Source organism: Rhodocista pekingensis, from assembly GCF_042665545.1.
GTDB classification, from domain to species: Bacteria; Pseudomonadota; Alphaproteobacteria; order Azospirillales; family Azospirillaceae; genus Rhodocista; species Rhodocista pekingensis.
In genome coordinates this window covers 797,757-818,368 of the sequence record NZ_JBHTCM010000010.1, presented here as the reverse complement: position 1 = coordinate 818,368, position 20,612 = coordinate 797,757, and the positions used below count along the sequence as shown (strand labels likewise).

The following is a 20,612-nucleotide window of genomic DNA, read 5'->3' as shown; positions in this document are numbered from 1 at the left end:
TGAGGTACATGCTCGATGCAGTCTCTCCGTAAAAGACTGACGGCGCGGTTCTACCGGACCGATGCGGGAAACGAGCCTGTCAGGGACTGGCTGCTGTCACTGTCCAAGGGCGATCCCGACCGGACAGCTCAGAAGATCGTCGGGAAGGACATCGCAAGGGTGGAATTCGGTTGGCCGATCGGCATGCCGATCTGCCGAGCTGTCGGACCCTTGTATGAAGTTCGATCAACGATCCGCAGCGGCAGGGTCGAGGCCCGCGTCTATTTCGGAATTGATGGCGCGGACATGATTCTGCTTCACGGTAGCGACGACAAGGCCGATCAGGCTCACGCCATCCAGGTCGCCCTGGACCGCTGGAAGAACTACCGGACCCGCAAGGCCGACATGGCAAGAAACACGGTCCGCTCGCCGGGAACCGACCGGTGACCTGCGGACCAGGAGTCGGGACATGACGATGAACACCCCCAGCGATCCCGCCGGCGGCAGTTTCGAGGACTTCCTCGACGATCTCGGCATCCGGGAAGAGGTTTATGGCGCCGCCCTGAAGGAGGTCGTCGCCTGGCAGCTCGACCAGGCGCGCAGCGGCCTCGGCACGTCGAAGGCAGCCCTGGCCCGGCGGATGCACACCAGCCGGACCCAGGTGGACCGGGTGCTCGACCCCGCCAACGTGGCCGTTTCGCTGGAAACACTGGACCGCGCGGCCCGGGCGCTGGGCAAGCGCCTGGAAATCCGCCTCGTGGATGCGGACGACGGCTGACGGCCCGGGGGGCCGGCGACACTCACGGGGAAGCGGTCAGGGGGAGGGGGGTACCCGGTCACGGGTGCATCCCGGCGGACGCGCCAGGGTGGGCATTCCAGGGCAGGCGTATCCGGGGCGCATGGGCCCGGACGGGATCAGGGAAGAAGGAGGTGGTGCCCCGAGTCGGATTTGAACCAACGGCCTACCGCTTACGAAAACGATAATGTATTCACGCCCACTTACGCCAGTCGTCTCCTGTGCTGGAACAGTACATGCCATATCAGAAACTTGCGTAAGGACTTCTACGCCAGACCTCTCCTTTTCGCGCTGGGACTTTCGCGCCCGTGGGTGTTAGGTGGGCACTGGAACAGACGCAGAGCGTGGGTGCTGGCATGGAAGCGAGGATAACAAAGCGGACCGTTGACACAATTCAGCCCGGGTCCAAGGACATCTTCGTATTCGACGTCGACCTGTCCGGCTTCGGACTGAAGATCACGCCCGGGGGCAGCAAGGTCTATATCGTCCAGTACAGGACCGGAGGCGGAGGCCTACATCCTGTTCCCGGTTCTGTTCCCCCTGATCCATCGCCTCCCATGGCGGTGGAGCTTTCTGTTACCGCTCGCGGCACTTGGCCTGCTGGCTGTCTTGGCGGAAGCTCTGGAAGGCGGCCGGCTCAACCTTCATTACGATTACGGGGTCGCCCGCTGCCTGCCGTCCTTCGCTCTGGGTATCTGGCTGCGCCGTTTGGCGGAGGAGCGGCCGGGTTGGCTGGTGCCGATCGGCACCGATACGGGCTGCGTGCTCATCACCACCCTTCTGGCGCTCCTGATGCACAATCACGCCCATGATGGGGTGATCGTTGGCGCCATGGCATTGCTGGTGGCCGCCTTGTCGGCCAATCGGCGGCTGGGCGCGCGTGTTTGCGGCAGCCGAGCCGGGGTTTGGCTGGGTGAGGTTTCCTACGCGGTCTATTTGCTGCATTGGCCCCTGCTGCTGGCCTTCACCGCAATGCTGACCCGTTTTTCCGATGGGCAGCCGGGTCCCGATGGCCGGGTACAGCAGGTTCTGCTGTATGCGGTCTTCTTCACTGTGCTGCTGGCGGTATCGACCTTGACATACCACGTGGTGGAGGTGACGTCGCGCCGCTGGCTGCGGGGCCTGGTCTTCCCCCGGCCCGACCATGGGCCCGACCATTTGAAGGTTAACGCCACCCGCAAGGCGCGGTCGGGCGGCCGGGTCAGCGGGCCCGGCGGGTAGTCGTTGGAGGGCCGGTGCGATGGATGGCGGCGATGGGATTTTCGGCGGTGTCGATGGTTGGCCCCCTGACCACCGCGACGGGCGGCGGCATCATGAGAGGGATCAGCCATGGACCGGGTCGACACCCACGGCACAGCGGTATTGACCGACCGCGGAACAGGAGCCGCCGTCGGAACGGGGGCTCTCGGCGGGACAGGGGTGGAGGTCGTGCCGCCCACCCGGCGAATCTCCTGGGGGGCCGTGTTCGCAGGTGTGGTGCTGGGTCTTGCCGTCAATCTGCTGCTGAACCTGCTCGGCATCGGCATCGGCCTGACCACCATCGACCCGGCCCAAGCCGACGGCTCCCCTGCTGCAGGGTCGCTGGGCATCGGCGCTGCGATCTGGTGGGTGCTGGCCATGCTGGCATCGACGTTTCTGGGCGGCTACACGGCTGCCCACCTTGCCGGGACCCGCCAACGGGGTGACGGTATCCTCCATGGACTGGTGGCCTGGGCGTTCCTGCTGCTCCTGACCTTCTATTTGGTGACCTCCGCCGTCGGCGGTCTGGTCGGGGGGGCATTCAGCACCCTGGCCGGCAGCGTCCAAGGTGCTTCGGGCGCTGTCCAGCAGGCGGCGGAAGGAAGCGACATCGGCGCCGGTCAGATCACCCGGCAGGCGGACAGCCTGGTGGCCAGGGTGGCCCCGGACGCCACGCCGGACCAGGTGGCGCAGGCAAGGCGGGAAATCATCGCCCTGGCGCCGGATTTCCTGCGCGGCGGGCAGCAGGCGGACGAGGCTCGCCGGCAGGCCACGGAGATCCTGGCCGGCATCGCCGGCGTTCCGGCCGAGCAGATCCGGGACGAGGTGGATGAGGCCCTGCAGACGGCGGAGACGGAAGCCCGCCAGGCGGCCGAGGCAACGACGGATGCCGCCAGTTCCGCCGCCATCTGGGGCTTCATCGCCCTGGCGCTGGGCGCGGCGGCCGCCGCCGCGGGTGGAGCCGCGGGCACGCGCAGGTCCATCACCGGCCGCCCCACACCGTGACACGGCGCCGCCCCACCTCCGATGCCACCGGTCGCAATTGCGGGCCGCGCATCCGGGGCGTGGCGACTATTCCGGCCTGGGGCTGTCGCCGGCAGGGTGTCTCCTGCCGTACCCTTGCCCACCTGCCCCCTGGATGCCCCCCCCCCTTGGATCGGCGCTTGGATCGGCCCCAGGGTGTCGCCCGTGACTGGGGCAAGGATGCCGTACTGCTGCCGGAGGAGGATTTGACATGGCCGGAGACGTAAGATTCCAGGATGCGGCCGGCCGCCCGGCGGGCGGAACCCCGATGACGGGGACGCGGGATGATGGCGCCGGGGAAGATGGGGCCGCGGGGAGCTTGGCCACCGGGAACGGGGCGATGATGCCCGGTCCACCCGTGTCGGAAGCACTGGCCATCCAGGCCGGGGCGCTTCCCGCGGCCGAGCGGCGGATCCTGGATTGCCTGGGGGCTGCGGTCGTAATCGCCTGGAGCCAATTGCCGACCGATGTGCAGCGCACCCTGTTCCGGCTGGCATCCGCCCCGGACGGGGAAGGAGCGCCTGGTGAACTGCCGGCCCGGATCGCCCGCTTCCTGCACGACCACAAGGATGATGCCGACCACCTGTGATGGCCCGCGGAACAGAAGGGCGGAGAGGGAAAAGGGTGCAAAAGGGAAACGAGGATGCAGAGCGAGCAGACGACTTGAGCCCGTATGGTAACGAAAGGTCCCGCAATGGAATGGGCCAGGATGGCCGGGGCTCGAACGGCGCGGCGGCGCCAGGGGGGGGATATCCCCCGGCCGGACTGGTCGTGCAGCTTACGCGGCATTGCCTCCACTACAAGGACGCGCAGCCGGCCGTGGCCCTGACCCAGCTTGCCAACACGCTGCTGCCGTTCCTGGCCCTGGCGGGGCTGATGTTGTGGGGGGTGTCCCTGGGTTGGTGGCCCTTGCTGGTGCTGACCATACCGGCCGGCGGGCTGCTGGTCCGGCTGTTCATCTTCCAGCACGATTGCGGCCACGGGTCCTTCCTGCGCACCCGGACCGCCAATGACCGGCTGGGCCTGGCCCTCAGTCTCCTGACGGTGACGCCCTATGGCTGCTGGCGCCGGGCCCATGCCCTGCACCATGCGACGACGGGGAACCTGGGAAAGCGCGGCACCGGCGACATCCTGACCCTGACCGTGCGGGAATACCGCGCCAGGCCGCGCTGGGGCCGGCTGCTTTACAGGGCATACCGGAATCCGCTTCTGCTTGTCCTGGTCGGCTCACCGCTGAACTTCCTGATCCTTCAGCGCCTGCCCGGTGGAATGGGCCTGCCCTGGCGGGCCGCCTGGCGGGAGGTATGCCTGCTGAATCTGGCAATCGCCGCCCTTGGCGCCGCCCTGGCCTGGGCGGTGGGGGGTATCGGCACCGTGCTGCTGGTGGCCGTGCCCACCATCTCTGTCGCGGCCTGGATCGGGGGCTGGCTGTTCTTCGTCCAGCACCAGCATGAGGGGGCCGTGTGGGAAGCCCCAGGTAATTGGGAGTTCCACCGTGCCGCCCTGGCCGGCAGTTCTTATTACTGCCTGCCGCGACCGCTGCAATGGCTCACCGGGAATGTCGGTCTCCACCATGTCCACCACTTGAACAGCCGCATTCCCAATTACCGCCTGCAGGAATGCCTGGACGGGCATGAGGCGCTGGGCCGGTTGGGCCGGTTGACCCTCGCCGCCAGCTTCCGCTGCTGCGGGCTTGCGCTGTGGGATGAGGATGCGCGCAGGCTTGTCGGCTTCGCCGCATCAAGGCGGGTCGCGGTCCGGTAGCATCCGGCCCCGGGTCCGGGCATCTCCCCTTTCGGCCAATGGCCGGGCGCACAATAGCCATGGGAGAGACATGGGAAAGCCGGCCGGTCTGCACCACCTGCCCACCCTTGGGGACCGGAACGCCCGGCCCGGCACAAGGAGCAGGATCGTGCGGATCGCCCAGGTCGCCCCCCTGATGGAACGTGTCCCACCCCGCCTCTACGGCGGGACCGAGCGGATCGTGTCCTACCTCACCGAGGCGCTTGTGGACCAGGGCCATGCCGTGACCCTTTTCGCCAGCGGAGACTCCCGGACCGCCGCATCGCTTGTCGCCTGCTCCGGCGAGGCGTTGCGTCTGGATCCGGCGGTGATCGACATCGTCCCCCACATGGCGCTGATGCTCGAACGGGTCCGGCAGCGGGCGGATGAGTTCGATGTACTGCACTTCCACATCGACTGCGTACAGATGCCGCTGCTGCGGGAACTCGGCTCCCGCGCCGTGACCACCTTGCACGGGCGGTTGGACCTGCCGGATCTCCAGCCCTTCTACAGGGAGTTCTCGGACGTGCCCCTGGTCTCCATCTCCATGGCCCAGCGCGCGCCGATGCCGCCGGTGAACTGGATCGCCACCGTGTACCACGGCTTGCCGGATCCGGGGCCGCCCGGGGCGGGGGACGGCGGCTATCTGGCTTTCCTGGGGCGGATTTCGCCGGAGAAGCGACCGGACCGGGCCATCGAGATCGCCCGCCGCTCCGGGATGCCGCTTGTGATGGCAGCGAAGGTGGACAAGGTCGACAAAGACTATTTCGAGACGGTGGTCGAACCCCTGCTGGATGGCGACCGCATAAGGTTCATCGGCGAGGTGGACGAGGACCAGCGACTGGATTTCCTGGGCCGCGCCCGGGCGCTCTTGTTCCCCATCGATTGGCCTGAACCTTTCGGTCTTGTCATGATCGAGGCGATGTCCCAGGGGACGCCCACGATCGCGTTCCGGAAGGGATCCGTACCCGAGGTGATCGATGACGGGGTAAGCGGCTTCATCGTCGACGATGTGGACGGGGCCGTGGATGCTGTGGGTCGCCTCCCGGGAATGGACAGGGCTGCCGTGCGCCGCCGTTTCGACCAGCGGTTCACGGCGGCGAGGATGGCCGGAGACTACCTGGACATCTACGGGCGTTTACGCCTGGGGCAGGTCTCCCCGCGGAGGGTGGCTTGATACCGGCCGCGGGCGGGCAGCCCGGCGCGACCGGGGTTCCGCAGTTCTATGTGGCGGCAACCTCCTCCCTCCAGGAGCGGCGGCCGCGGATGCTGAAGCACGGCGACACCTTTGCCGTCTTCGACCACAATGGCGACGTGGTACCCAGACCGTCCGGGCCGGAGGGGGTCTTCCATAGGGACACCCGCCACCTATCCCGGCTGGAACTGTCCATCGACGGGCAGCGGCCGATGCTGCTGGGCTCGACCGTCCGGTCCGACAATGCCCTGCTGGCCTGCGACCTGACCAACCCTGATCTGTTCGTCGGTGACCGCCTGGTTCTGGAAAAGGACACGCTCCATATCCGCCGGGCCAAGTTCCTGTGGCGGGGGGCCTGCCGGGAGCGGGTGATCATCCGCAACCACGGGCTGGAGCGGCGCAGCCTCACCCTTGGTATCGGTTTCGGCTGCGACTTCGCGGATCTGTTCGAGGTGCGCGGAACAACGCGGCAGCGGCGCGGGCAGCATGCCCCACCGGTGGTGGCACCTGCTGCCGTCACCCACCGCTACGTCGGGCTGGACGGGGTGGAGCGCGCGACCCGCTTCGGCTTCGCGCCCGCACCGTCGCGGCTGAGCGGGGACATGGCGGCCTGGGACATGGCCCTGGGTCCGGGGGAGCAGGCCGTCCTCTACCTCGACGTGGCGTTCGACGCCGGGGAGGCACGTCCGGCGCCGGGGGCGGGATTCCTGCGCGACCTTCGCCTTGCCCGGCGGGCACTGCGCTTCGCCCGGTCGGGCGGAGCCCAGGTTACGACGTCCAATGCCATGGTCGGGGAGATGCTGGCACGCTCCGCCGCCGACCTGCGCATGCTGGTGACCGACAAGCCGGGCGGTCCCTACCCCTATGCAGGCATCCCGTGGTTCAACGCCGCCTTCGGCCGCGACGGACTGATCACGGCTCTTCTGGTGCTCTGGGCCGATCCGGAGATGGCCCGGGGCGTGCTGCATTTCCTTGGCGAGACACAGGCGACGGCGACGGACCCCGCGGCCGATGCGGAGCCCGGCAAGATCCTGCACGAAACCCGGGGCGGGGAGATGGCCGCCCTGGGCGAAGTACCCTTCGGTCGCTATTACGGCAGCGCCGACGCCACCCCCTTGTTTGTGATGCTGGCCGGGGCCTACTTCGCTCGGACCGGCAATGCGGTGTCGCTCCGCCCCCTTTGGCCGCACCTCAAAGCGGCCCTCGCTTGGCTGGATGGCCCGGGCGACCGGGACGGGGACGGTTTCGTCGAGTATGGCCGCCGGACCGATGGCGGGTTGGCGAACCAGGGCTGGAAGGACAGCCACGATTCCATCTTCCACGCCTGCGGCACCCTGGCCCGGGGGCCGATCGCCCTGTGCGAGGTCCAGGCCTATGCCTTTGCCGCCAAACAGGCGGGTGCGATCCTTGCCCGCGCCTTCGGGGAACCGGAACTTGCCGTACGCCTGGACGATTCCGCCGAGGCGCTGCGGGTCCGGTTTGAAGCGGCCTTCTGGTGCGAGGATCTGGGCACCTATGCCCTGGCCCTGGACGGTGACAAGCGGCCCTGCCGCGTGCGCAGTTCCAATGCGGGTCATGCCCTGCTGGCGGGTATCGCCTCACCGGAACGGGCGGCCAGGGTGGCCGATACACTGATGTCGCGGGGTTCCTTTTCCGGCTGGGGCATCCGCACCCTGGCGGCGGGGGAGGTCCGCTACAATCCGATGAGCTACCATAACGGTTCGGTCTGGCCGCACGACAATGCCCTGGTTGCTCTGGGTTTCGCCCGCTACGGCTTCCATGACAGGGCGTCCAGGGTTCTGGAAGCCATTGCCGGTGCCGCCGGGTTCATTGATCTGCGGCGGCTGCCGGAGCTTTTCTGCGGCTTTCCGCGGCGACCAGGGCTGGGTCCCACCCCCTATCCGGTCGCGTGTTCGCCCCAGGCATGGGCGGCGGCGGCCCCGTTGGGTCTCCTTCAGGCCTGTCTGGGCTTGCGTTTCGATCCCGCGGGGCGGGCCGTCCGCGTCGGCCGCCCGGTCTTGCCCCCATCCGTGGGTGAAGTGGCGATCCGGGGCCTGGCCGTCGGCGGCGGCAGCGTGGATCTGCGCTTCACCCGTCTCGGGGACGACGTGGACGTATCTGTCGGCCGCCGTAACGGCGGTGCCCGTCTCGACATCGGCCCGTGAGGGGCCCGCCCCGGAACCCCGGCGGAACCCTGAAGCTGCTTCAGGCCGGTCCTTGCAACATGGATGGGCTGTGCCGTCAGGCTGCCGCTGCCGCGGCGGCCCTGCCGGATCGAAAGACGAGGACAGGATGGATGATCCCTTCTCCCGCCTTCCCCGGGGGCCGACCGACCCGCTTATGGCACCGTTGGCACGGTTCCTGCGGATCGAGGCGCTGGCAGGGGCGGTCCTGCTGCTGTGCGCGGCCATCGCCCTGGGTCTTGCGAACTCTCCCCTGGCCGGGACTTACCATGCGCTCTGGACCCAGCCTGTCGGATTTCGGGTGGGCGATTTCGAATGGACCCGGCCGCTCCGAACGGTGATCAATGACGGGCTGATGACCCTGTTCTTCTTCGTCATCACGCTTGAGCTGAAGCGGGGCCTTCTGTTGGGGGAGTTGCGGGACCGGCGTGTCGCGGTCCTGCCCATGGTTGCCGCGGTCGGCGGCATGCTGGTCCCCGCCGCCCTGTTCCTGCTGCTGGAAAGCGGCGGGGCAGGGGCATCGGGCTGGGGGGTGGTGATGGCGACGGATACGGCCTTCGTTCTGGCCTGCCTGGGCCTTCTGGGCAGCCGCGCCCCGCCCGCCTTGCGTCTGTTCCTGCTGGCCCTGGCGATTGTCGACGATATCGGGGCCATGCTGGTCCTCATCGTGGGCTATGGAACCTTGCCGGCGGCGGGGCCGCTGGCCCTGGCGGCACTCGGCCTGCTCATCGTGGTGGGGTTTCGCGTGTCGGGCATCCGATCGGTGGGCTGCTATGTCTGGCTGGGTATGGGGATCTGGCTGGCGTTGGACACCGCCGGAATGCGGCCGACGGCGGCAGGGCTCATCATGGGTCTGATGACGCCGTCGCGGAGCTGGGTCAGCGACCGTCGTCTGCGCGCGATCCTGGGGCGCATCGTGACCACGCCGCCCGGCGACCGCTGGAGCGGGGACACGGCCGAGCGGCGGGACCTGCAACAGGCCGGAACGGCCGCGCGGGAGGCGCTGTCCCCCCTGGAACGGTTGGAGATGGGGCTTCATCCCTGGGTCGCCTTCATCATCCTGCCGCTGTTCACCCTGGCCAATGCCGGGGTGACGGTCACGGGGGAAGCTTGGATGGATGGGCCCGGGACAAGCGTGTTCATCGCGTTGTTCCTGGGTAAGCCGGCGGGTATCCTCCTTTTCGGTGTTTCGGCCGTGGCGTGCGGGCCGGCGACGTTGCCGCCCGGTCTGTCGTGGCGCCTTCTGGCGGCAGCAAGCCCGCTGACGGGGATAGGTTTCACCATGGGCTTCCTGATCGCCCCGCTGGGCTTCGATCCCGCCCTGGTCGACACGGCGAAGCTGGGGATCCTGACCGCCGGCGCGGCATCGGCCGCACTGGCCCTGATCGCGCTGACCTGGGTGACCGCCGGGATTTCCCCATTAGACGCTGCGACCCAATCCCCATCAGGGTCCTCCGGCGTGCCGGGATCTGAATCCCAGCCGGACCATTCCGCCGCCCAATCCGGGAGACGACCATGGGCATCCATACGACCCGCACCACCGTGACCTTCCGCCATCCCTTCCGGCTTGACGGGTTCGACACCCCCTGGCCTCCCGGCCTGTATGAGGTGGAAACGGATGAGGAGGATCTTCAGGACCTGTCCTTCCCCAGCCGACGGCGGATCCGCACCATGATCTACCGTCAGGACAAGGAGCACGGCATCAGTGAGGCGGTGCCTATCACCCCGGATGCGCTGGCGGCTGCCCTGGCGGTGGATGTGGTGCAAGGAAATCCGGCCCCTCCGCCGGATGGGGCTGGACCAGCCGCCGACCCGCATCACGCCCTTCCGCGCGGCCGCGGCGGCATCCAGATAACGCCGGTCTGGGTCGTCCCTCTTGTGATCGGGGTCTGCATTCTTCTGGCTGCCTGGTTCGGGCCTTTCAGCCCGCCCGGGACGCCTCCCGCGGGCAAGGGGGCGGTCGGTCCATCCGGGCCGGGCCCCGTCTCTTCCCCGCCCGACCGGCCCCCCTCTGGCAGGCCGTGATCACGCACCCGGTGCGAACTGGCACCGGATGGCGATGTAGTGGCAGGCCGCCGCCGCCAGGACCATGGCGTGCCAGATCGCGTTGTGGAACCGCAGCCGGTCCATCAGGTGGATCACCGCCCCGACGCTGTAGAGAAGGGCGCCCGCCCCGACCATCCACAATGTCTCCGCCTTCAGCATGGTGGCCAGGACCGGGAAGGCCGGGACCCCTATCCAGCCCAGGCTGAGATAGAGGGCGGTCGACAGGCGGGGGCTTCCCATCCGGCCGCGGAGTTTCAGCGTGGCTCCCAGAACGGCAAGCCCCCACATCGCCGTGACCAGGACCGTCCCCACGGTTCCCGGCATCCCCAGCAGCAGGAAGGGCGTATAGGTGCCGGCGATGGCCCCGAAGATCAGCGCATGGTCCAGGCGCCGCAGCCATGCCTTGACCGCGCCCGGCGGGGCAAGGTTGTAGGCGGCGGAGGCCGCCAGCATGCCGCTTATGCCGAGCACGTACAGGACAAGGGCGGCCATGACCAGCGGGGTCGGACCCGCATCCCCCGCCCCCCCTGTCGGATACAGCAGCAACAGGGCCGCAGGCGGCGCCAGAAGAATCCCCGCCGCATGCACCAGCGCGTCGGCAACCATCTCCTCCCGCCGGTAGCGCGGAAACGGCGCAGGGCCGCGATCCGGCCCCGTCCCGGTCCGGGGGGACATTTCCTTGTTCATGCGTCCCGGGCGGCGGCAGGGCCGACCTGGTCGGCCATTGCTTCCACCGCTCCCCCCGTTTCAGCGGTCGCACTGTCCCGGGTGGCGGGGGGGCTGTCCGGGGCCATGATGGTCCGGATCGCGCCCAGCAGATCCGGCAGCTTCACGGGCTTGTGCATGACAACCAGCCCGCTGGTCCGTGCTTCCTTCAGACGGTCGGGGGAGGTGTCGCCCGTCAGCAGGATGGCCGGGATGTTCCGGCCCAGGCGTTGGCGCAGCAGGTCGACCGTCTCGATCCCGCTGAGCGCGCCGGGCAGCATGTAGTCGCTGAGGATGCAGCCGACGGACCCGGCGTCGTCCTTCCCCAGGCGGGCGACGACCGTCTCCAGATCCAGCCCGCTGCGCACGTCCAGCCCGGCATCACGCAGCGCCTGGGTCATTGCGTCCAGCACGATGGGATCATCCTCGATCACCAGGATGCAGGGCCGGTCGGGCCCGGTCATCGGCGGCACCACGGGCAGGGCGGCGGGACGGGCGGGTGACCGGGCCGCCGGGACGGCCGCCCGGCGCAGGATCACCTCGAAGACGCTGCCCCGTCCCAGCACGGACCGCACCCGCACCTTGTGCCCCAGCAGGTCGGAAAGACGGCGGACGATCGCGAGGCCCAGGCCCAGGCCCCGCTGCCGCTCCCGGGCCGCGTTCTGGACCTGGTGGAATTCATCGAAGATCGCCTCCAGCTGGTCGGTCGGGATCCCGCTTCCCGAATCCCAGACCTGGAGATGCACCGCGTTCCCTCGGCGCCGACAGCCCACGACGATCCCGCCCTTGCCGGTGTAGCGCAGGGCATTGGTGATCAGGTTGCGCAGGATCCGGCTCAGCAGCTTGGGGTCCGTCAGCCCGGCAAGGCCCGACGGCACGCAGCGCAGGCGCAAGCCGGCGGCCACCGCCTGCGGGGCGTATTCCGCGGCAAGATCGGCCAGGATGGGGTCCAGGGGTGTCGGCTCGACCGCCGACTCGATGATGCCCGCATCCAGGCGTGAAATGTCCAGCAGGGTTTCCATCATCTCCTGCAGGACGGTCAGCGTGCTGCCCAGCAGGTCCAGGTACTTCTCCACCTCCCCGTTGTCGTTGCGCCCCACCGCCAGGGAATGGAACAGCACCGCCCCTTGCAGGGGCTGGCGCAGATCATGGCTGGCCGCCGCCAGGAAGCGCGATTTCGCGGCAGAGGCCTGTTCGGCCGCGCGCTTGGCCCGCGACAACTCCTCCGACGCGAGGCGGGTCAGCGTGATGTCGTCGATCGTGATCACGATCATGGACGGGGTCCGGCCCAGCCGCTGGACATCCACCTGGAAGCAGGTGCTCCGGCCGTCGGGCTGGTCATGGGCGATTTCCAGCCCCAGCACGGCCGGGCCGCCGTTCTGGACCGACCGGATGGCATCGGCCAGGCGCGGGCCCTGCCACAGCTCGGGGCATGTATCCGCCGGCCGGCGCTGGATCACCGTATCCGCCACGGTGCCGAACCGCAGATGGTAGGCCGCGTTCGCCGACACGATCTCCCCCGCCTCGTTCAGCAGCAGGGAGGGCAGGCGTTGGGTGTCGATCACGTCCTGGGCCAGATCGCGGGCGGACCGGGTCTCCTGCTCCGCCCGTTCCCGCTCCATCGCCAGTCCCAGCATGTTCGCGATGGACAGGAGGAAGTTCTGGTCATCGTCCCCGAACCGGTCGGGGCGGTGGTCATGGACGGCCAGCAGGGTCGGCGGCGGGCCGGAGAAGGGGATCACGACCGAGCTGCGGCTGCCGATCCGGTCATGGTCGGTGGTTGGGCGCAGGCTGGGTTCGTTCAGGAAGTCACCCACCCGCACGGCCAGCCGGGTGGCAACGGCCTGGCCGATGTCGCTCAGAGGATCGGCGGTCACATCGCCGCCCGGCAGATCGGCCGCGCGCGTACCCGCCTGGGCCAGGCGCCGGATACGCCCGTCCTGCCCGGCCTTCAGGATCGCGGCGCTGTCCACCTCCAGCACCGCGGCGACAGCTGCCGCCGTTTCCGCAAACAGGTCGGGGGCAGGCATGCCGGCCAAGGCCCGCTGGCTCAGGTCGGCGACGATGGTCTGCTGGCGGGCGCGGGCGGCGACCTGCTGGTTCGCCCGGATCGATGCGGTCACATCGGTGAAGGTGATCACCACCCCCTCGATCCGGTTCTGCTGGGTCCGGTAGGGAAGGATGCGGCGCAACAGCATCGCGCCGTCGGTCGCCTCCACCTGGGCTTCCGCGGGATGCAGCTTGTCCAGCACCGCATCGACATCGGCCAGCAGCGTCGGATCGTCGAACCGGCGGCTCACATCGGTGAAGGGACGGCCGATATCGCCGGGGATCAGGGTGAACAGCTTGACCGCGGCCGGGGTGAACCGGCGGATCCGCTGCTCGCTGTCCAGGAACACCGTCGGAATGGCGGTGCTGTTCAGCAGGTTGGTCAGGTCGTTGCTCGTCGCCTCCAGTTCCTCGATCTTCTCCTGGAGCTGGGCATTGACGGTGCTCAGTTCCTCATTGAGGGATTGCAACTCCTCCTTCGACGTCTCCAACTCCTCGTTGGTGGACTGCATCTCCTCATTGATCGTCGTGATCTCTTCATTGGCGGTCAGCAGCGCCTCGTTGGAGCTTTCCAGTTCCTGGATCGTGCTCTCCAGATCGGCCCGCGTCACTTTCAGTTCGTGCTCCAGCCGCGCGACCAGGGGTTCCTGGTCCGCCGGAACCGGCGGCGGATCCGCCGCCCGACCTTCCGGCTGGAAGATGACGACGAAATGCGGCTCCGGAAGGCGGCGGCCCGCCTGGATCGGGATCACGGACAGGCGGAGACTTCCCGCCGTGCTGTCCCGGCCGGGCCGCACGTCGCCGACGACGATCTTCCGCTTCTCCGTCGATGCCTTGCGCAGGGCATCCCGCAACTGGACACGCAGATCGCCGCTTGTCATCGCCAGCAGGTCGATCCGCGGTTCCCCCGGGGGAATGACCAGGATGTCCTGGAGATTGCCGTGGATGAACCGGATCTGCCCCTTACTGTCGACCAGGACGGATGGCGGCACGAATTCGCCCATCAGGGCTTGGCGCATCATCTCCGGGCCGTGCCGTGCCGGTTCCGCCATCATGCGCTCCATCCGTGCGGGCCCCGCAATCTCACCGGCGGGATTGCCGGGCGGAAGGGTGCGGCCCCGCTGCCCGCCCAGGCGCCGGAAGATCCGGTGTTTCGCCGAAACCGGGTCGAACAGGTCGCCGCGCCCGGCCGTCGTCTCCGCGCTGCCCAGGAACAGGAAGCCGTCCCGGTTCAAGGTGAAATGGAACAGCGGGATCAGACGCTTCTGCGCCTCCGGCTCCGCATAGATCAGCAGATTGCGGCAGCTGATCAGGTCCAGTTGCGAAAAGGGCGGATCGGCAAGAAGGTCCTGGCGGGCGAAGACGATATGGGAGCGCAGCCGGTCGTTCACCCGGATGCCGCCGCTCTCCTGCTCGAAATACCGGTCGAGAAAGCCCGGCGGCAGGTCGGCCGCACCGGTCTCGGGATACCGGCCGGTCCGCGCCAAGTCCAATGCCCGTTCGTCGATGTCCGATGCGAAGATCTTGAAGTCGGGCCCCTCCGCCGAACCCGCCCCGGCCTCGGTCAGCAGCATGGCGATGGAGTATGCCTCTTCCCCCGTGGCGCAGCCGGGGACCCACACCCGGATGGGCGCATCCCGGTCGTGAACTGCGACCATTGGCACGATCACGTCCTGGCGCAGCGCTTCGAACGAGGCCTGGTCCCGGAAGAACCGGGTCACGCTGATCAGCAGGTCCTGGACCAGTGCCGCCGGCTCCCCCGGGGATGTGCGCAGGTGGTGGAGATATGCGGCCATCGTCGCGATGCGGCAGATCCCCATCCGGCGCTCGATCCGCCGCGCCAGGGTTCGGCGCTTGTAGTCGCGGAATGATATGCGGGTCTTGGTCAGCAGCAATCCCACGATCTGGTCCAGGATGCGCTGGGTTTCCACACCGCCGGACCCCGCCTCCGCCCCGCCCGCGACATAGGGGTGCGCGACATAGTCGAGCAGGGCCGCCCCGATCCGGTCGGGCGGGAGGATCAGATCGACGCAGCCGGTATCGATGGCGGCCCGCGGCATCAGATCCATGCCGGCCGTTCCTGGCTCCTGGGCGATGATCAGGCCGCCCGCCTCCTTCACGGCGCGGACCCCCAGGGCCCCGTCATGGCCGGCACCGGACAGGATGACGGCGATCCCTGCTTCCCCGCAGCTTTCCGCCAGTGACCGCAGGATCCGGTCGATGGGAAGCGCGATCCGATCCGGTTCAGGTGCCGCGCCGACGCGCAGGTGCCCGTTCTCGATCCAGGTCGGCAACCCGGCGGGGGCCAGGACCACATGCCCGGGCGACAGGACCATCCCGTCCGCCCCCTCGATGACGGGCAGACCCGTGCGCCGGGCGATCAGGTCGACAAGAAGGCTTTCGTGCCCCGGCAACCGATGCTGGACAACCAGGAAGGCGATATCGATTTCCACCGGCATGCCGCCGAACAGGGCCTGCAGGGCCTCAAGACCGCCCGCGGATGCGCCGACGACGGCGATGACCGTCGGGTGTCCGGACGGGCTTCTGCTCCGCTGTGCCAAGGCCCCACCATCCCTTCCCATACAGGTCCGGTGCCGCCGGATCCATGGCATCCAGGTGTTCCGATATCAGGGATGTCAGGTTCCAGCCCCCTCCGGTTTCGCGCTGCACCATATCAGTAACTCGGAATGTGAGCCATGGAGCATTCGGGGGAGCGTTCGAAGGAGGGAGGCGGCGGGCAGGCCCCTCCACCCCGTCACCGCGGCGCCTCGACAGCGTTGCAGAAGGCGATGTACAGGCTCAGGAAAGCACTGCCGGCCAGCACAAGCGCGCCCGTGCCGGCGGCATGCCGGACCCAGAACCCTTCCAGGCCCAGGGAGTTGCCCACGGCGGCAGTGGCAGGTTCATACAGGATGACGGCCGCGCAGACGGTCACGAAGACCCCGAAGGCCCGGTTGGCGATGCGGACCCGACGGTGCAGGCGGACATCACCGGGATCGGTAAGCCGGGGATCGCCGGGACGGCTGTTTGCGCGACGGGCCTCACCGGAATGGACATTCCCTGGATGACCGTTTCCAGGAAGGGTAGCGGGGGAGGCGACCGGGCCGGACGGGGCGGGAGGGAGAGGTGCTGGGGACATGGATTTTCTCCTCGCGGAGACCGTCTGCCCTCTCATCGAACGGGCCGGCGGCCCCGACCCGCCATTTGGGCGACCCGGCTGGCCATTCCAATCCCCGGGGCCCCATTGCCCGTCCCGTGGTACTGCTTTCCCATCCGAAGAGCCGGGGGTTGCCGGTCGATCACCGGTCCGCGCCTCCATCGGTCCGGAGCGCTGATGTCGGAAGAGGCGCCGGTGCCGGCCGTCCCATTCCAGTGCCCCCGACCGTCTCCAGCACGGGCGCCAGCTTTTGCTGACCCTTACCGATACACGTCAATCCGTATGGAGGACGCGAAATTGTATTTGACCTCGCATTTATAAATACCCATATCTTTTCATGAGATATTGCGCTCACCTGAAGACCATAAAAGATGCGGAAGGAAGACAGGCTGAAACTGTAATTTATCAAAGATGGATTTATTTTGTCCAACCCGACGGGAATCCGCCTTTAGGAAGCATCCGATGTGTAAGTCCTGCAAGATATCCATCACGATCGTATCTGCTTCCCGGCAAGCGTACCGTATTGCCTAGTTCCCGGGGGACGGCGATCCCACCTTGCTCCGGCGGGCTCGATCAACACAATAGGGATCCAAGTCCATGCTATCCAAAGTCTGTTGTGCCCTGTCTCTTGCTCTCGGGGTCGCCGCCCTCGGCCACGGCGCCGTCACACTGGCTGCACCAGCCGTAGCGCGCACCGCACCGGCCTACGCCCCGGTTTCCGACTTCCTGGCCGGGCGCCGGGTGGGGCCGGATCTGCAGACCCGGTTGGATGCGTCCATGGCAAGGCTGGAGGCGCTGAGCGTTGAACTGCGTGCCGCCGTCGGCGATGCGACGGCCTATGCCCGGCTGCGCGCGAAGCATGATCTTGAGGTCAAGACCCACAAGGCCTTGACCGGGGAGGCCAACCGCGCCTCCCTGCCCATGGGCACCGCGTCATGACCCCGGCTGCGGCCAAGGACCTGCTGCTCAGCCTGAACGGGGAGCGGGACATCCTGGAACGGCGAGGGGACGGCGGTGTCTTCATCTCCCTGGGGGCGGCGATCGAGGCTGTCTGCGAAGCCTACCTCCTTGGCATGCGGGAGGGACCGGGTGGCGGCGGCGCGGCGGTAAGGGCGCTGACCCGGGACTGAAGGCCCCGGTATCCTCCTACCCCCCACTACACCCCCACCCCGCTGCGCTGCCTGTGTTCGCGGCTTACACTGACCGCCTCTCCGCAGGGAGGCGGGCATGTTGGATGTCTCGGCTTGGGATGATGGGTTCGATGCGCTCTCGCGGCATTTGCCGTGGGATTGCCTGGTGGCGGATGGGGTGGTGCTGCTGGAGGAGGATGGGGCGCTGCTGGCCGTGATTGAGTATCGCGGCTGGGATCAGGCGGTGTTGGACCCGGCGGAGGTCCGGCGCATGGCGGCGGGGGTGGCGACGGTGCTGCATCCGTTCACCGGGGGCTGGTGCCTGCATGCGGAATTCCAGCGGCGCTGGGGCGGGTGCTATCCGGCGGGGCTTGCCGACCATCCGGCCGCCGCCCTGATCGACGGGGAGCGGCGGGATCGGATCGGGGGGGCAGCGGCAGGGACAGGGACAGGGGTGGCGGTGGCGGCGGGTCTGGTCAGCCGCAGCTTCCTGGCGATCACCTGGACCCCGGCTACTGCACCGGCGCCCGCCCGGCGTGTCGCCGCCTGGTTCACCAAGGGTGCGTCGGAGCGGCAGGTGGGGGACGTCTACCGCGACCAGGTGGAGCCCTTCGTCCGGCTGGTGGATCAGGTGGCCGGCCTGCTGGCCCGGGTGCTGGGCCAGGCCCGGGTGCTGACCGGGGCGGATCTGCTGGGCATGCTGCATTCCTGCGTGTCGCCCCGGCCGATGGACCAAGTGGCGGTGCCGCCGGTGCCGGGCTTCCCGCTCAAGGCCGCCATCGTCGATATCGGCTTCCTGCCCGGGTCCTTTCCCTGCTGGACCAACGGCACATCGCGCACCCACATGCGGGTGATCGGCATCCTGGGCTACCCTTCCCATGCCCACCCCGGCCTGCTGAACGGGCTGCTGGGTCTGCCCTTTCCCTTCCGCTGGTCGATGCGGTTCGAGTGCATGGACCAGATGCAGGCGCGCGGTGTCTTCGCGGCCCTGTGGCGGCGGCATGACGACACCTCCTATGACTGGCGCTCCGTCCTGCTGCGCAGTGTCGGCGGGGTGCAGACCCTGCGGCATGATGCGGTGGGCATGCTGGAGGCGATGGAGGCGGAGGCCGCCCGGCTGGACGCCGCCCAGGCCGGCACGTCGGCCGGCTGGCTCACCCCCACCGCCGTGGTCTGGGGCGGGAATGCCGCGGAGGCGGATGACCGGCAGGATGCGCTGGTCAAGCTGCTGCGCGGCCTGGGCTTCGCCTGCATCACCGAGGGGCTGGGGGCGGAGCGCGCGTGGTACGGCACAATGCCAGGGCATGTGCGCCCCAACCCGCGCAAGGTGCCGATGACCCAGGTGGTGCTGTCGGACCTGATGGTCCTGTCCAGCTCCTGGCCGGGGGCGGGCTGGAACCGGCGCTGGAACTGCCCGCCGCTGCTGCGGCTGGAGGCGCCGGGCGGGGAAGGGTTCAACCTGGACCTGGTCAGCGGCGACGATGCCGCGGCCCTGGTGGTCGGCCCGCCCCGCACCGGCAAATCCACTCTTCTGGCCCTGCTGGGGCATCAGTTCCTGGCCCGGGTGCCGGGCGCGCGGGTGATCTGGCTGGATGTGGATTCGACCCTGTCCACCAGCCTGGTCGCCACCCTGGCCGCGGGTGGGGAGCATCTGTCCATGGGCGGGGGCGATCTGGCCCTCCAGCCCCTGGTGGAGATCGACAGCGCGGCCGGTCTGGCCTGGGCGGGGGCCTGGCTGGGCGACCTGCTGCAGGTGGAGACGGTGCCGGGCGGGGCGGCTGCACTGGACCGGGCGCTGGCCCTGCTGGCCCGCGCCGATCCGGCCGAGCGGACCCTGACCCATCTGCGCCCCCTGATCCAGTCGGAGCCCCTGCGCGACGCCCTCGACCCCTGGTGCCGGGGCGGAGCGTCCGGGGACCTGCTGGACGCCGCCACCGACCGCCTGGCTGAGAGCCCCTGGATCACCGTGGATCTCGGCAACCTGCTGGACCGCGGAAACGCGGCCGTGCCGACCCTGCGGGCGTTGTTCCGCCGGCTCTACCGCCTGTTCGAGGATGGGCGGCCCACCCTGTTCCTGGTGGATGAGGCCTTCAAGGCCCTGCGCAGCCACGGGCACGAGCTGGACGAGCTGCGCCGCCGCGGCCCCAAGCGCAACGTCGCCCTGGTCCTGGCCACCCATCTGCTGGACGACATCGCCGGCAGTCCGGCCGCCGCCATGCTGGCCACCATCCCCACCCTGATCCTGTTGCCCGACCCGATGGCCGCCACCCGCCCCCTCTACCGTCATTGGTGGGTGAGCCGGGCCGCCCTGGACCTGGTCGCAGGCGCCATGCCCCGGCGGGACCTGCTGGTCCACAGCCGCGACGGCGCCCGGCTGGGCCGCCTGGACCTGGACCCCGCCGCCCTGGCCTTCTGCGCCCGCGGCGGCACGGAGGACCGGGCCCGCGCACTCTCCCTGCGCGACCGGGTGGGCCCGGCGGGCTTCGCCGCCGCCTGGCTGCGCGCCTCCGGCCTTGAGGAGGAGGCGGAGCGGCTGGAGACCCTGGCGCGGGAGGCGGGCCCATGAGATCCGGGAATGCCGTTCTTGCCCTCCTGCTGACGGTCCTGGCCGGGGTCACCGCCATCCCGGCCCAAGCGCAGCTGTTCGGTGGTGGGCGCTGCGGCGGCGGCGGTTGGCTCGGCGGGTTGCTGGGCGGGGGCTGCCCGATCATCGAGAGCCGCCCCGGCATCGTCGAGGGCATGGTGGCGGTGCAGCAGGCGGAGATCGTGCTGCAGACCGCCCATATGCTGAGCCAGATCGAGCATATGATCGCCATGCGCCGGTTGAGCCCGCTGGACACGGCGGGCGCCATCGCCGCCCGGCTGCGCACCGCCCGCGGCATGCTGGACCGGGTGGACCTGGTACCCTGGTCGGTGGCGGGGGTGGAGGCGCAGTATGCCGGTCTCTACCCCGATGTCCTGCCGGAGACCTGGACCGCTGCCGACCTGACCGCCCACCGGCGGGAGCAGGCGCGCCTGACCAAGGCGGCATCCCGGGCCAGCAAGCTTGCCAGTGCCGATGCGGTCACCGCCGCCGCCGAGTATCCCGCCCGCATCGGTGCGGTCATGGCCGCCCTGAAGGCCTGCACCGGCCAGGCCTGTGCCGCCGATATGGCGACCCAGGCGGGCCTTCTGTCCGTTGAAGTCACCAGCCAGATGCTGCTGGTCCAGGCCGCCCATCAGCGGGCCGTGGAGGCCCGGTTGGACGAGGAGCGCGCCGCCCTGGAGCGGGCCCGCCTGCACGACCTCATCAACTGGCGTGACATCGACCGGTATGGAGGCCGTTGAC

Annotated in this window: 17 protein-coding genes; 14 read left to right on the top strand and 3 right to left on the bottom strand. The window is 69.0% G+C overall.

What is annotated here, in order from left to right:
* The first annotated feature begins 15 nt into the window (after positions 1–15).
* From ACFQPS_RS12080 to ACFQPS_RS12035, 10 genes are all read left to right on the top strand, one after another.
* Complete coding sequence (locus ACFQPS_RS12080; RefSeq protein ID WP_377359280.1) at positions 16–426, top strand: type II toxin-antitoxin system RelE/ParE family toxin; 411 nt, start codon at positions 16–18, stop codon at positions 424–426.
* A gap of 22 nt (positions 427–448) precedes the next feature.
* Positions 449–757 carry a helix-turn-helix domain-containing protein gene (locus tag ACFQPS_RS12075; RefSeq protein ID WP_377359278.1) on the top strand — a complete coding sequence of 103 codons (309 nt, stop codon included), beginning with the start codon at positions 449–451 and terminating at the stop codon, positions 755–757.
* Positions 758–1,255: 498 nt separating this feature from the next.
* On the top strand, positions 1,256–1,996 hold the full coding sequence (locus ACFQPS_RS12070; RefSeq protein ID WP_377359584.1) for an acyltransferase family protein: 741 nt from the start codon (positions 1,256–1,258) through the stop codon (positions 1,994–1,996).
* 108 nt (positions 1,997–2,104) lie between these two features.
* Entirely contained in the window at positions 2,105–3,019 is a 915-nt protein-coding gene (locus tag ACFQPS_RS12065; protein WP_377359276.1) for a hypothetical protein, read from the top strand.
* 358 nt (positions 3,020–3,377) lie between these two features.
* A complete protein-coding gene (locus ACFQPS_RS12060; protein ID WP_377359274.1) occupies positions 3,378–3,626 on the top strand; it encodes a hypothetical protein in 249 nt (82 codons plus the stop codon).
* Between the two features lie 182 nt (positions 3,627–3,808).
* On the top strand, positions 3,809–4,801 hold the full coding sequence (locus tag ACFQPS_RS12055; RefSeq protein WP_377359272.1) for a fatty acid desaturase: 993 nt from the start codon (positions 3,809–3,811) through the stop codon (positions 4,799–4,801).
* A gap of 148 nt (positions 4,802–4,949) precedes the next feature.
* Positions 4,950–5,996 carry a glycosyltransferase family 4 protein gene (locus ACFQPS_RS12050; RefSeq protein ID WP_377359270.1) on the top strand — a complete coding sequence of 349 codons (1,047 nt, stop codon included), beginning with the start codon at positions 4,950–4,952 and terminating at the stop codon, positions 5,994–5,996.
* Positions 5,993–8,179: an amylo-alpha-1,6-glucosidase gene (locus ACFQPS_RS12045; RefSeq protein ID WP_377359268.1), complete on the top strand. Its 2,187-nt coding sequence runs from the start codon at positions 5,993–5,995 to the stop codon at positions 8,177–8,179. Before ACFQPS_RS12050 ends, ACFQPS_RS12045 begins: the two co-directional genes overlap by 4 nt.
* Before the next feature lie 127 nt (positions 8,180–8,306).
* A complete protein-coding gene (nhaA, locus tag ACFQPS_RS12040; RefSeq protein ID WP_377359583.1) occupies positions 8,307–9,743 on the top strand; it encodes a Na+/H+ antiporter NhaA in 1,437 nt (478 codons plus the stop codon).
* Complete coding sequence (locus ACFQPS_RS12035) at positions 9,713–10,222, top strand: hypothetical protein (RefSeq protein ID WP_377359267.1); 510 nt, start codon at positions 9,713–9,715, stop codon at positions 10,220–10,222. Before nhaA ends, ACFQPS_RS12035 begins: the two co-directional genes overlap by 31 nt.
* Here the strand turns inward: ACFQPS_RS12035 and trhA are convergent, their stop codons facing one another.
* The 3 genes from trhA to ACFQPS_RS12020 all read right to left on the bottom strand — a co-directional run bounded on the left by trhA (position 10,223) and on the right by ACFQPS_RS12020 (position 15,932).
* Positions 10,223–10,849 (bottom strand): PAQR family membrane homeostasis protein TrhA, encoded by a 627-nt coding sequence (gene trhA, locus ACFQPS_RS12030; protein ID WP_377359266.1) that lies wholly within the window; start codon positions 10,847–10,849, stop codon positions 10,223–10,225.
* 77 nt (positions 10,850–10,926) lie between these two features.
* Positions 10,927–15,579 (bottom strand): CheR family methyltransferase, encoded by a 4,653-nt coding sequence (locus ACFQPS_RS12025; RefSeq protein ID WP_377359264.1) that lies wholly within the window; start codon positions 15,577–15,579, stop codon positions 10,927–10,929.
* Between the two features lie 173 nt (positions 15,580–15,752).
* Complete coding sequence (locus ACFQPS_RS12020; protein WP_377359262.1) at positions 15,753–15,932, bottom strand: hypothetical protein; 180 nt, start codon at positions 15,930–15,932, stop codon at positions 15,753–15,755.
* Between the two features lie 819 nt (positions 15,933–16,751).
* Here ACFQPS_RS12020 and ACFQPS_RS12015 point away from each other — a divergent pair.
* The 4 genes from ACFQPS_RS12015 to ACFQPS_RS12000 all read left to right on the top strand — a co-directional run bounded on the left by ACFQPS_RS12015 (position 16,752) and on the right by ACFQPS_RS12000 (position 20,611).
* Positions 16,752–17,093 (top strand): hypothetical protein, encoded by a 342-nt coding sequence (locus tag ACFQPS_RS12015; protein WP_377359260.1) that lies wholly within the window; start codon positions 16,752–16,754, stop codon positions 17,091–17,093.
* Complete coding sequence (locus tag ACFQPS_RS12010; RefSeq protein ID WP_377359258.1) at positions 17,090–17,284, top strand: hypothetical protein; 195 nt, start codon at positions 17,090–17,092, stop codon at positions 17,282–17,284. The genes ACFQPS_RS12015 and ACFQPS_RS12010 overlap by 4 nt, the downstream gene beginning before the upstream one ends.
* A gap of 166 nt (positions 17,285–17,450) precedes the next feature.
* Entirely contained in the window at positions 17,451–19,850 is a 2,400-nt protein-coding gene (locus ACFQPS_RS12005; RefSeq protein ID WP_377359256.1) for a conjugal transfer protein TrbE, read from the top strand.
* Positions 19,847–20,611 carry a hypothetical protein gene (locus ACFQPS_RS12000; RefSeq protein ID WP_377359254.1) on the top strand — a complete coding sequence of 255 codons (765 nt, stop codon included), beginning with the start codon at positions 19,847–19,849 and terminating at the stop codon, positions 20,609–20,611. The genes ACFQPS_RS12005 and ACFQPS_RS12000 overlap by 4 nt, the downstream gene beginning before the upstream one ends.
* Position 20,612 lies beyond the last annotated feature (1 nt).

What these genes read in the sequence shown, in the direction of transcription:
- ACFQPS_RS12060 (WP_377359274.1), top strand. Translation starts at nt 3,378, where the DNA reads ATGATGCCCGGTCCACCCGTGTCGGAAGCACTGGCCATCCAGGCCGGG.
- ACFQPS_RS12015 (WP_377359260.1), top strand. Translation starts at nt 16,752, where the DNA reads ATGCTATCCAAAGTCTGTTGTGCCCTGTCTCTTGCTCTCGGGGTCGCC.
- ACFQPS_RS12000 (WP_377359254.1), top strand. Translation starts at nt 19,847, where the DNA reads ATGAGATCCGGGAATGCCGTTCTTGCCCTCCTGCTGACGGTCCTGGCC.
- trhA (WP_377359266.1), bottom strand. Translation starts at nt 10,849, where the DNA reads ATGGTTGCCGACGCGCTGGTGCATGCGGCGGGGATTCTTCTGGCGCCG.
- ACFQPS_RS12035 (WP_377359267.1), top strand. Translation starts at nt 9,713, where the DNA reads ATGGGCATCCATACGACCCGCACCACCGTGACCTTCCGCCATCCCTTC.
- ACFQPS_RS12075 (WP_377359278.1), top strand. Translation starts at nt 449, where the DNA reads ATGACGATGAACACCCCCAGCGATCCCGCCGGCGGCAGTTTCGAGGAC.
- ACFQPS_RS12025 (WP_377359264.1), bottom strand. Translation starts at nt 15,579, where the DNA reads ATGGGAAGGGATGGTGGGGCCTTGGCACAGCGGAGCAGAAGCCCGTCC.
- ACFQPS_RS12010 (WP_377359258.1), top strand. Translation starts at nt 17,090, where the DNA reads ATGACCCCGGCTGCGGCCAAGGACCTGCTGCTCAGCCTGAACGGGGAG.
- ACFQPS_RS12080 (WP_377359280.1), top strand. Translation starts at nt 16, where the DNA reads ATGCAGTCTCTCCGTAAAAGACTGACGGCGCGGTTCTACCGGACCGAT.
- ACFQPS_RS12065 (WP_377359276.1), top strand. Translation starts at nt 2,105, where the DNA reads ATGGACCGGGTCGACACCCACGGCACAGCGGTATTGACCGACCGCGGA.
- nhaA (WP_377359583.1), top strand. Translation starts at nt 8,307, where the DNA reads ATGGATGATCCCTTCTCCCGCCTTCCCCGGGGGCCGACCGACCCGCTT.